The 12,127-nt window shown below is 56.8% G+C and carries 8 protein-coding genes; 6 read left to right on the top strand and 2 right to left on the bottom strand.

Annotated features, from left to right (window positions below):
• Positions 1-50: 50 nt before the first annotated feature.
• Genes cysD through tadA form a run of 3 tightly spaced genes read left to right on the top strand, consistent with a single transcriptional unit; the run spans position 51 to position 3,365 of the window.
• Complete coding sequence (cysD, locus tag AAC076_RS06130; protein ID WP_339843654.1) at positions 51-956, top strand: sulfate adenylyltransferase subunit CysD; 906 nt, start codon at positions 51-53, stop codon at positions 954-956.
• A 36-nt stretch (positions 957-992) separates the two neighbouring features.
• Entirely contained in the window at positions 993-2,900 is a 1,908-nt protein-coding gene (gene cysN / locus AAC076_RS06125) for a sulfate adenylyltransferase subunit CysN (RefSeq protein WP_339843653.1), read from the top strand.
• A gap of 12 nt (positions 2,901-2,912) precedes the next feature.
• Positions 2,913-3,365, top strand: a complete 453-nt coding sequence (tadA, locus tag AAC076_RS06120) for a tRNA adenosine(34) deaminase TadA (protein ID WP_339843652.1) — start codon at positions 2,913-2,915, stop codon at positions 3,363-3,365.
• Between the two features lie 35 nt (positions 3,366-3,400).
• On the opposite strand, the gene mltF is transcribed toward tadA, so the two are convergent.
• Positions 3,401-4,846, bottom strand: a complete 1,446-nt coding sequence (mltF, locus tag AAC076_RS06115; RefSeq protein ID WP_339843651.1) for a membrane-bound lytic murein transglycosylase MltF — start codon at positions 4,844-4,846, stop codon at positions 3,401-3,403.
• Between the two features lie 142 nt (positions 4,847-4,988).
• On the opposite strand from mltF, the gene purL reads away from it, so the two are divergent.
• Positions 4,989-8,894 carry a phosphoribosylformylglycinamidine synthase gene (gene purL / locus AAC076_RS06110; protein WP_339843649.1) on the top strand — a complete coding sequence of 1,302 codons (3,906 nt, stop codon included), beginning with the start codon at positions 4,989-4,991 and terminating at the stop codon, positions 8,892-8,894.
• A 250-nt stretch (positions 8,895-9,144) separates the two neighbouring features.
• Here purL and AAC076_RS06105 read toward each other — a convergent pair whose 3' ends face one another.
• On the bottom strand, positions 9,145-10,110 hold the full coding sequence (locus tag AAC076_RS06105; RefSeq protein ID WP_339843647.1) for an integron integrase: 966 nt from the start codon (positions 10,108-10,110) through the stop codon (positions 9,145-9,147).
• A gap of 134 nt (positions 10,111-10,244) precedes the next feature.
• On the opposite strand from AAC076_RS06105, the gene AAC076_RS06100 reads away from it, so the two are divergent.
• Positions 10,245-11,063: a hypothetical protein gene (locus tag AAC076_RS06100; protein ID WP_339843645.1), complete on the top strand. Its 819-nt coding sequence runs from the start codon at positions 10,245-10,247 to the stop codon at positions 11,061-11,063.
• Positions 11,064-11,142: 79 nt separating this feature from the next.
• The gene (locus AAC076_RS06095) at positions 11,143-11,637 is read left to right on the top strand and encodes a rod shape-determining protein (protein WP_320332100.1); all 495 of its coding nucleotides are present in this window, start codon (positions 11,143-11,145) and stop codon (positions 11,635-11,637) included.
• Positions 11,638-12,127 lie beyond the last annotated feature (490 nt).

The raw sequence follows: 12,127 nt of genomic DNA, 5'->3' as shown, positions 1-12,127 counted from the left end.
GCCAACTGACCTCGGGATGCGCGTCGTCCCCTTGATATCGCGAGTACGCCATGCTGGAAAAACTGACTCATCTCAAGCAACTGGAAGCGGAAAGCATCCACATCATTCGTGAAGTGGCTGCGGAGTTCCAGAACCCGGTGATGCTCTACTCGATCGGCAAGGACTCCGCCGTGATGCTCCACCTGGCGCGCAAGGCGTTCTATCCTGGCCGCTTGCCGTTCCCGGTGTTGCACGTTGATACCGGCTGGAAATTTCGCGAGATGTACAAGTTCCGCGAGCGCATGGTTGAAGAAATGGATCTGGATCTGCTCGTGCACCAGAACGCCGAGGGTCTGGCCCAGGGCGTAGGTCCCTTCACCCACGGCAGTGCAGTGCACACCGATGTGATGAAAACCCAGGCACTGAAGCAGGCGCTGGACAAGTACGGCTTCGACGCAGCCTTTGGCGGCGCCCGTCGCGACGAGGAAAAATCCCGCGCCAAGGAGCGCGTCTATTCCTTCCGTGACAAGCACCACCGCTGGGATCCCAAGAACCAGCGGCCTGAGCTGTGGAACGTATACAACGGCAAGGTACACAAGGGCGAAAGCATTCGGGTCTTTCCCCTGTCGAACTGGACCGAGCTGGATATCTGGCAATACATCTATCTGGAAAGCATCCCGATCGTCCCCCTGTATTTCGCCGCTGAGCGTCCGGTGGTCGAGCACAATGGCTCGTTGATCATGGTCGATGATGATCGTATGCCCATGGAAGAGGGGCAGAAGCCGGAAATGAAAATGGTTCGCTTCCGTACCCTGGGCTGTTACCCGCTCACCGGGGCGGTCGAATCCTCGGCCGCCACACTGCCGGAAATCATTCAGGAAATGCTCCTGACCCGCACATCCGAGCGCCAGGGCCGCATGATCGACCACGATCAAGCCGGGTCGATGGAAGAAAAGAAACGCCAGGGTTATTTCTAACTTCAGCTAAGCGGGGCGCTTAGCCCGGAGAGATACATGAGTCACCAATCAGAACTGATCAGCGAAGATATCCTGGCTTATTTGGGCCAGCACGAACGCAAGGAACTGCTGCGCTTTCTTACCTGCGGCAACGTCGACGACGGCAAGAGTACGCTGATCGGGCGGTTATTGCATGATTCCAAGATGATCTACGAAGATCACATGGAAGCCATTACTCGCGATTCCAAGAAGTCCGGCACGACGGGCGAAGAAGTTGATCTGGCGCTGCTGGTCGATGGCCTGCAGGCCGAGCGGGAGCAGGGCATCACCATCGATGTGGCCTACCGCTATTTCTCCACCGCCAAACGCAAGTTCATCATCGCCGACACCCCCGGCCACGAGCAGTACACACGCAACATGGCCACCGGCGCCTCGACCTGTGACCTGGCGATTATCCTCATTGATGCCCGCTACGGTGTGCAGACGCAGACCAAGCGTCACAGTTTCATTGCCTCGTTGCTGGGCATCAAGCATATCGTCGTGGCCGTCAACAAGATGGACCTGAAGGACTTCGACGAAGGCGTTTTCAATCAGATCTGTGACGATTACCGCGAGTTTGCCAAGGGACTGGAAACGCTCGACGGCAATAGTGTGCATTTCGTGCCGATGTCTGCCCTCAAGGGTGACAACGTCGTCAACCGTAGCGAGCGCAGCCCCTGGTATACCGGCCAGACCCTGATGGAAATCCTCGAAACCGTAGAAGTGGCGGCCGACCGGAACCTCAAGGACCTGCGTTTTCCGGTACAGCTGGTTACCCGTCCTAACCTGAACTTCCGCGGCTTTGCCGGCACGCTGGCATCGGGTGTAGTGCACAAGGGTGACGAGCTTGTGGTGCTGCCCTCGGGCAAGACCAGCCGGGTCAAATCCATCGTGACCTTCGACGGCGAGCTGGAAAGTGCCGGCCCCGGCCAGGCAGTTACCCTGACCCTTGAAGACGAGATCGACATATCCCGCGGCGACGTACTCGCGCATATCGACAACCGTCCTTTGATTGGCGATCTGTTCGAAGCCAACCTGGTGTGGATGGCCGACCAGCCAATGCAGCCGGGCCGCAAGTACGATATCAAGCGCGCCACCAGCAACAGCCCGGGCTCCTTTACGCGCATCGTGCATCGCATAGACGTCAACACGCTGGAGCAGCAGGATGCGCCCGAATTGGGCCTGAACGAGATTGGCAGGGTAGAGCTGTCACTCGAGCGTCCGATTGCCTATGACGATTACCGTGCCAACCGCACCAGCGGATCCTTTATCGTGATCGACCGCATGACCAACGGCACCGTCGGCGCCGGCATGATTGTCGCCAAGGGTCTGCTGGGCCAGAACACCACCGGTAGTCGCCATGGCGGTTTCGCCCATGTGACCGCCAGTGAACGTGCCCAGCGTTTCGGCCAGGAGCCGGTTACTCTGCTGTTCACCGGGTTGTCCGGTTCAGGCAAGAGCACTCTGGCCTATGCGGTCGAGCGCAAGCTGTTCGACAGTGGCCGTGCCTGCTACGTGCTTGATGGCAAGGAACTGCGTCAGGATCTGAGCAAGGGTCTTACCCAGGACGCTGCAGGCCGTGCTGAAAACCTGCACAAGGGCGCGCGTATTGCTCGGCAGATGAACCAGGCGGGCCTTATTGCCTTGGGTGCATTCGTGGCTCCAACCGCGGAAAGTCGCGCCCAGGCCCGTTACATTCTCGGTGAGCGTTGCCTGATGGTGTATCTGGATACACCCATGGACGTCTGCCAGGAGCGCGATCCGTCGGGGCTGTATGCTGCCAATGCCGAGGGCACCGTACCGGGTGTTTCCTATGCGTACGAAGCGCCGGACGATGCAGATCTGGTTCTCGATACCAGCAAGCAGAATCTGGACACCTGCGTTGCCGAGGTAATAGAGCTGCTCAGAACCCGTAAGCTGATCTGATCGCGTCAGCCGATGAAGCCCGCCGACATCGACTTCATGCGCCTGGCGCTAGCCGAGGCGCAACTTGCCGCAGATCTGGGTGAGGTGCCGGTGGGTGCAGTGCTGGTTTATCAGGGGCAGGTGATCGGTAAGGGCTTCAATCAGCCGATCAGCAGTAAGGATCCCAGCGCCCATGCGGAGATGGTTGCACTTCGCCAGGCTGCCCTGGCGCAGAGCAATTATCGTCTTCCAGATACCACCCTTTATGTCACCCTCGAACCCTGCACCATGTGTGCGGGGCTGCTTATCCATAGCCGCGTCTCGCGCCTGGTATTCGGGGCCAGCGAGCCCCGCGCTGGCGCGGTGATCAGCCGCGCTCAGGTGCTCGATCAGGCCTGGATGAATCACAGGATCGAGGTGGAGGGCGGGATTTTGTCCGAGGAGTGTGGGGCGATACTCAAGGCGTTTTTCAAGGGGCGGCGGTAGTCATTGGTTAGAAGCCTGAAGCGATCAGGGGTAGCTCAGAAACCCTGGGGTAGTTGATCGAGAATTCCCGGCGCGTGGTATTGCTCAGCATCTGCCTGTGCCATCTCCGCCTGGGGTTGGGTCACCCACTGCAGTATCTCGTGGTAGCGGCGAATGTTCTGTACGTAGTGCACGGGCTCGGCGCCACGGGCATAACCGTAACGAGTCTTGCTGTACCACTCTTTTTTCGACAACAGCGGCAGGTGATCCTTCACGTCAATCCAGCGGTTCGGGTCGCGACCGTTGCTGCGGGTCAGATTGCGGGCGTCATCCAGGTGGCCTATGCCCACGTTATAGGCGGCCATGGCAAACCATGTACGGTCGGGCTCGGGGATGTCTTCGGGTAACTGGTCGCGTACCCAGATCAGATACCGTGCACCGCCGAAAATACTTTGCTTGGGATCGATGCGGTTGGTCACGCCGACGAACTTGGCCGTCGGCAGCGTCAGCATCATGATGCCGCGCACGCCGGTGAACGAAACGGCATCCGGATCCCACAGGGATTCCTGATAGCCCATCGCGGCCAACAGACGCCAGTCCAGCCCGTATTGGTCGCCAGCCTGGCGGAACAGGTTTTCGTAGCGCGGCAGACGCTGTTGCATGTGCCTGGCGAAGCCGCGGGCACCAACGTAATCCAGTACATCGGCGTGGCCGTAGAAGCGTTCGATCAATTGGTCCAGTGTGCCATCGGCGCGAATGCTGGCGAAAAAGACATCTACCGCTTGCTGCAGACTGTCATCCTCCCCGGGTGGCAGGGCCCATGCCATCGGTTGCGGGTCGGAGAGATCAAAACCGACACGCACTGCAGGATAGAACGCCTGATTGACCACCAGCTCGTTGGAATACACCACCGCATGGTCTATCTCGTCATCGTTGACCAGACGCAGCAGGTCGACCACTTCGACACGATCCGACTCCTCGAAGACCAGTTGGGGATGCTCAATCTGTAAATCACGTAACTGATCCGCCAGGGTGCTGCCCTTGAGCACCATGATTCGTTTTCCGTACAGATCCTCGATTGAGCGCGGTTGAGAATCGCCACGGCGGTACACCACCTGGGCGGTGACTTCCATGTAGGGCGTTGAGAAACGAACCTGATCGGTGCGTTGCGGATTGACCGTTATTCCGGCTGCACCTATTTGCGGGCCGGTCGGGGAAGCAATCTGTCCGTACAGCTCGTCCAGCGTATCGATCGTCTGTACGTCGAGCTCCAGCTCAAGACTGTCGGCAAAACGCTTGCTGAGCTCGTACTCCAAGCCCGTATTGCCGTGGCGATCCTGATAGAAGGTGGTCGGCGTATTACGGGTGACCATGCGCACCGTACCCTGGTCGCGCATTTGCTCCAGGCGGGTGGTAGGTTGCTCGCAGCCCGACAACAATGCCGCAACAAGGAAAGTTGCCGAAAGCGGCAGCAGAGCGATTCGAGTCAGTTTGGCTGGCATCCCATCAGTATATGCAAAACCAACGGGCGTAAATAGCCGCTTGCTGTTCGACTATGTGTCATCAGCCTGGCATGGCCCCCGGGGCCAGCTTGGGGTATCCTATGGGCCTTCCTTTTTTCACTTCTCCGAGGCCGTAACCAGCATGCATACACTGCGTGGCGCCCCAGCCCTTTCTCAATTCCGCCGTGACAAGCTCCTCGCCCGACTGCAGGAACGGGTCCCCGGCGTGAGCGCCGTGTATGCCGAGTTCATGCACTTTGCCGAGCTGCGCGAAGCGCTCGATGAAACGCAGCTGGAGGTGCTTGAGCGCATCCTCAGATACGGTCCATCGGTCCCGGCGGAAGAGGCGCAAGGCAGCCAGTTTCTGGTAGTGCCGCGGTTTGGCACCATTTCTCCCTGGTCCAGCAAGGCGACCGATATTGCGCATAACTGCGGCCTGGCATCTGTTATCCGCCTGGAGCGCGGCATTGCCTATCACGTCACCTGCGAGAGCGGCGAGCTGAGCAACGCGGATAACAAACTGGTTGCGGCGCTGCTGCACGACCGCATGACCGAGCGCGTGCTGGATAACGCTGAGGCCGCTGAGGACCTGTTCCGCCACGCAGAGCCGCAGCCTTTCCAGCGTGTGGATATTCTTGCCGGTGGCCGTCAGGCACTGGAACAGGCCAACGTCAGCCTCGGTCTGGCCCTGGCTGATGACGAGATCGACTATCTGGTCGACAGCTTCAAGGAGCTCAAGCGCAACCCCAGCGACGTCGAGCTGATGATGTTCGCCCAGGCCAACTCCGAGCATTGCCGCCACAAGATCTTCAATGCCAGTTGGGACATCGACGGCCAGGCTCAGGACAAGAGCCTGTTCGGCATGATCAAGAACACCTATCAGCTGCGCAGCGAAGGTGTTCTTTCCGCCTACAAGGATAACGCGGCAGTCATTGAAGGCTTTGTTGCCGGCCGCTTCTTCCCCGTGGCAGGCAGTGCCGAGTATCGTGCCCACGAAGAGCCCGTGCATATTCTGATGAAGGTCGAGACGCATAACCATCCGACCGCGATTGCCCCTTTCCCCGGCGCCGCAACCGGCTCCGGTGGCGAGATTCGTGACGAGGGTGCTACCGGCCGCGGCGGCAAGCCCAAGGCGGGGCTTGCTGGCTTTACCGTATCCAACCTGCGCATTCCCGGCTTCCTGCAGCCTTGGGAAGAAGACAACGGCAAGCCCGAGCGCATTGTTACGCCACTACAGATCATGATTGATGGTCCCCTGGGCGCCGCTGCTTTCAACAACGAATTCGGTCGGCCCAACCTGACCGGTTACTTCCGTACCTGGGAGCAGACCGTCAGCTCACCACGGGGTCCGGAGATCCGTGGCTACCACAAGCCGATCATGCTTGCCGGCGGGATGGGCAACATCCGTGCTGGCCATGTCGAGAAAGCTGAAATTACGGTGGGCGCCAAGTTGATCGTGCTCGGCGGACCGGCAATGCTGATCGGCCTGGGCGGCGGTGCTGCTTCCTCAATGGATACCGGCAGCAGCGCTGAAGACCTGGATTTTGCCTCGGTCCAGCGTGAGAATCCGGAAATGGAGCGCCGCTGTCAGGAAGTGATTGACCGCTGCTGGCAGTTGGGCGACAAGAACCCGATCGCCTTTATTCATGATGTGGGTGCCGGCGGCTTGTCCAACGCCTTCCCCGAGCTGGTTAACGACGGCGGTCGTGGTGGGCGTTTCGAGCTGCGCAACGTCCCCAACGATGAGCCGGGCATGAGCCCATTGGCGATCTGGTCGAACGAATCCCAGGAACGCTACGTGATGGCCGTTGATAACAGCGACTTTGATCGCTTTCAGGCCATCTGCGAGCGCGAGCGCTGCCCCTTTGCCGTAGTGGGTGAAGCGACTGAAGAGCAGTTGCTGACCCTGAGCGACAGCCACTTCGACAATCAACCTGTTGATATGCCTTTGTCGGTACTGCTCGGCAAGCCGCCGCGCATGCACCGCAGCGTCGAGCGTGAAGCAGAGCCCAATGACGCATTCGACGCCAGCGAGTTGCCCCTGGAAGAGGCAGCTAACCGTGTGCTGCGTCTGCCGTCGGTTGCCAGCAAGAGCTTCCTGATTACCATTGGTGATCGCAGCATCACCGGTCTGGTTGCCCGCGATCAGATGGTCGGCCCATGGCAGGTGCCTGTCGCTGACTGCGCCGTCACAGCCAGCAGTTTCGATGTGTACACAGGTGAAGCCATGGCCATGGGCGAGCGCACACCCTTGGCGCTGCTCGACGCACCGGCTTCCGGCCGTATGGCTGTCGCCGAGGCCATTACCAACCTGGCCGCCTCGCGCATAGACAGCATCTCCGATATCCGCCTTTCGGCCAACTGGATGGCCGCCGCCGGCCACCCTGGCGAAGATGCCCGTCTGTATGACACGGTTCGCGCCGTCGGCATGGAGCTGTGCCCGGCGCTCGGCATCACCATTCCGGTGGGCAAGGACTCCATGTCGATGAAGACCCGCTGGGATGATGCTGGCGAAGATCGCAGCGTGACTTCGCCGATGTCCCTGGTCGTCACCGGTTTTGCTCCGGTACAGGACGTGCGCGCGACACTGACCCCACAGCTGCATCTGGACCAGGGCGATACCGACCTGATCCTGATCGATCTGGGGCGCGGTCAGAACCGCCTTGGCGGTTCCGCTCTGGCGCAGGTATATAACAGCATTGGTCAGACCGCTCCAGACCTGGACGACGCCGAAGACCTCAAGGCTTTCTTCGCCGTGATCCAGGGTCTGAATGACGATGAACTGTTGCTGGCCTACCACGACCGCTCCGACGGCGGTCTGCTGACTACCCTGGCGGAAATGGCCTTTGCCGGTCATTGTGGCCTGAATATTCAGCTCGATGTACTGGCCGATTCAGCCAGCGAGTTGCCCGCAGTGCTGTTCAACGAAGAACTGGGCGCGGTGATTCAGGTGCGACAGGGCGATACCGAAGCCGTGCTCAGCCAGCTGTCCGCAGCAGGCCTGGGTGACTGTAGCGCCGTGATCGGCCAGCCACAGGCACCGCAGGATTTCTGGTTTACCTTTGATGACGCTCACGTACTGACCGGCACCCGGGCAAGCTGGCAGCGTGCCTGGAGCGAAACCAGTTGGCACATCCAGCGCCTGCGTGACAATCCGGACTGCGCCGACCAGGAATTCGAACTGCTAGCCGATGATGCAAACCCTGGCCTGCAGGCGCTGCTGAGCTTTGATATTAACGAAAATGTAGCAGCACCCTATATCAGCGGCAGCACCCGTCCGCGTATTGCCATCCTGCGCGAGCAGGGCGTCAACGGTCAGGTGGAAATGGCTGCCGCATTCACGCGTGCCGGTTTTACCGCCGTGGACGTGCACATGAGCGATATTCTCAGCGGCCGGGTACACCTCGAGGATTTCCGAGGCTTGGTTGCCTGTGGCGGCTTCTCCTACGGTGACGTGCTTGGCGCCGGCGAAGGCTGGGCCAAATCGATCCTTTTCAATGCCCAGGCCCGGGAAGACTTCAGCGCCTTCTTTGCCCGCCCCGATACCTTTGCGTTAGGTGTATGCAACGGCTGCCAGATGCTCTCGAACCTGCGCGAGCTGATCCCCGGTAGCGACCATTGGCCGCGTTTTGTACGCAACCGCTCCGAGCAGTTTGAAGCACGGGTCGCCATGGTCGAAATCCAGCCCTCGCCATCGATCTTCCTCAGCGGCATGGTTGGCTCGCGTCTGCCGATCGCAATTGCCCACGGTGAAGGCCACGCCGAGTTTGCCGATAGTGGGGCAGTGGACGCCTGCGAAGCCAGCAACAGCGTCGCACTGCGTTACGTCGACAACCGTGGCCGCATGACGGAGCGTTACCCGGCCAACCCCGCTGGCTCCGCCCGTGGCATCACCGGCCTGACCACACGTGACGGCCGCGTCACTATCATGATGCCGCACCCGGAACGCGTCTTCCGGGCCTCGCAGAACTCCTGGCATCCCAGCGAGTGGAGCGAAGACGGGGCCTGGATGCGCATGTTCCGTAACGCACGAGTCTGGGTCGGCTAAGGCCGCCCCAATGAGTAAACAGAACCCCGGCCCTCGCCGGGGTTCTGCTTTTGGGCAAGCAGATCACATCCCTGGTAAATCTCCTTGGACATTTCCCGCTGCTCTGAATTAATCTCAAAGACAGCAAAGGAATGCCAGAAACATCCCCGCTCCCAGGCACGGACTGCCTGCACTCCTTGCAAACCAATAATAATGCGCATTTTCCAATTGTCCGGGAACAGGATAGGGCGGTAGCGTGCCTGAAGACGGCTCAGCCCAGGGGGCTTTGCACACCGGCAAAGCCCTGACCGAGTACATGGGTGTAGATCTGGGTGGTCTTGACGTCAGAGTGACCCATTAAGGTCTGCACGGTGCGTATGTCGCTTCCTCGCCGCAACAGTTCAGTAGCGAAGGTGTGGCGAAACGTATGACACCCCGCCGGTTTGCCTATCTCAGACTGGCGTACTGCCTGCTTCACGGCTTTTTGTATCGAGCTGACGTGAATATGGTGCCGAACGATTGTGCCATCCTCGTCGACAGATATAGTTGATGAAGGAAAAAGCCATTGCCACTCGAAAGAGTAGGGTGAACACGGATACTTCCGGCGTAACGCAAACGGCAAGCTGACCGGGACCTGGAAGAACGGGTCCTTCGCCTTCCAAGCGTCGCGTATTGCTCGTCGCCTCTCCCTCAACCGATCCATTAGGGGGGCAGGAAGCAGAGTGGTTCGGTCTTTCGCGCCCTTACCATCTCGGACGACAATGACCTGCTTGTCAAAATCGATATCCTTGATTCGTAAACGTGCTGACTCAACCACGCGTAAACCCGATCCGTACATGAGCGCAGCAAGTAAATCGTATGGCTTCTGTAGCCCAGCAATAATTTTTGTCGCCTCGGCATGGGTGAGCACCGTCGGCAACCGAGCAGGGCGTTTGACCCTCACTGTCTCCCCAATATCACCCAGAGGTTGCTCAAGCACCCGGGCATAGAGAAACACGATGGCATTGAGCGCAAGATTCTGCGTAGCCGCGGCCACTTGTCGTTCAGTGGCGAGCCAACTCAGAAAAGCATTCACTTCCGCCGGCCCAAGCTCAAGCGGGTGGCGCAACTGATGGAAGCGGATGAAATAGCGTATCCAGTACCAATAGCTTTTTTCCGTACGAATGCTGTAATGATTAACGCGGATTACCGCGCGAAACTGATCGCGAAGGCGAGGTTTTGGAGAGGTGGCTTCCATGCTGGCTCCTATACTGTTTATCCATACAGTAGTAATAGATTCCCGAAATAGAGAAGTCAAGCGAATAGCGAAGGAATTACTCAGTGGTCAGCTAACACATTGATTTAAATATGGTTAACGAGCTAAGAAAAGGAATGAAGGCCGACGTTAAGCCGAAGCCTTCATTAGTCATTACCGCAGAACGCGGTCTAATCACTGTTAGGCAAAAAAAAGACATGGCATACGAACCTACCATCAAAAAGAATCCGCGACAGCTGGCCATCGAGCAACACTTCCACACGGCTCATGCGATTTCATTATTCTATGATTCAGATCAGAAAGTAGAAGTAATGGAGCTCTCCTCTGGTGCGATAGTCAAAAGGCATAAGAGAGCAAAAATATTTAGCACCAAACGCACGTGGGACCAACGTGCGGAAACTGGATACATGGTTCCTATAGAAAATGCTTTCCATAAAGAAATTGACGATATAAAAAGTTTTTCAGATAGAAATCATCAGGCAATTTCAAAATATTGTCTTCTGTGGCGTTTAAGGCACGATTACCATCTCGGTAGTCCAGCAGACGTCGTGCTAAAAGGAGTGTCGGGGTCAGGTTTAACCAAGGAACAGGAAGAAATACTGGAAAGCAAAAATGCTAGTTTTGTTAGAGACGGTGGAGTGGTGGCATCTAGGTTTGCGTCTGGTCTACAAATTCAAATTAGTCTTGATCGTGATTGGCACATGTGTAGCGATTTTAAATGGGGGCTAATTGAGGCTCAAGATGGTGAATTCATAGTCGCAGATGGCTACGGGGATTTTGCTTTTATCCCTATCTCTCCCAAATTGGCATTCTGGGCTGGGGGGTCAGATCAAAAGATTAGCAGACAGCAATTAGCAGAAGTAAACAAAGAATCCGTTTCCAGGGCAAAGGAGTATTACTTTGCACGCAAAATTAGCGAGTGCCCAATTGCCTAACAAACAACTGCAGCGGATCAATTTACGCTGCGCTTCAATTGCCCGCTGAGTTGGGCGTTAGCTATCAATCAGGAAAACTATGCTTCAATACCTTAAGGCAGTGTTCTCAAGCGATCTTTATATTCAGCTTTGGGCTGGCCGACTCAAGATCTATTGTATTGACACAAAAGAGGTCTTCGATGAAGAGCCATTGATGGCGCTGAAAAACAATGAAAAAGGCCAGCGGGTTGTTGTTGCGATCGGAAACTCTGTGAAGGCTTTGCCTTCGAGCGAGCGGGATATCATTGTCAACCCCTTTCAGCATCCAAGGCTTCTAGTTCACGATTTCCAAGTTGCAGAGAAACTATTAATGCATGGATTTCGAGAGCTACACAAAAACAGGTGGATAGCACCGTCGCCTAGGGTCATATTTCATCCAATGGAGAAACTAGAGGGTGGAGTTACCGGAATTGAAGAGCGAGTCTATCGGGAGCTTTGCTTAGGAGCAGGAGCCCGAGAAATAGAGCTCCACTTCGGTTCAGAGCTGCCAACGTACAGTTTAAATTATGACCAGTATAAGCGTGAAAAGTGCTAACAAGCGCGTCAAAGGCGACGCTCGTACCTCGCGCGCTTTACGCGGGCGTTATGAGCAATATAGCTATGAATAAGAAATTAAAGATTTTCGTGTATCTTTTTTGCACAATTGCCGTCGTTAGTCTCTACCTAAGCACCTATGTCGTTACGACATTTGAGTTTGACAAAGAACTTCTTTCGACTCTTCCTGGTTGCAGTGCCTCAAAAAATGGGCTTCCAATTGGAAGAGGTTACTCCCCAGATGAATTTGAAGAAATGACTAAGAATTCTGAGCTCTGTGTAAAATCGAAAATAGAATACATAAAAACTAGTGGGAGTTCTGAAGGGGTTTCTCGATCATACACATTTAGCTGGAAGTGATCGCACTCATAACAAATCACTTCACGGGACCGGTTCTCCGCCGCTTCGCGGCTACAAACCGGCCCATGAGTTCACACGTTATAGCTAATAGGAGAATCAATGCACTGTCCAAAATGCACAATTGAATATCT

Source organism: uncultured Halopseudomonas sp. (assembly GCF_963977355.1).
Taxonomy (GTDB): Bacteria; Pseudomonadota; Gammaproteobacteria; order Pseudomonadales; family Pseudomonadaceae; genus Halopseudomonas.
The sequence above is the reverse complement of the archived record's forward strand: the minus strand, read 5'-3'. Positions and strand labels throughout refer to the sequence as shown.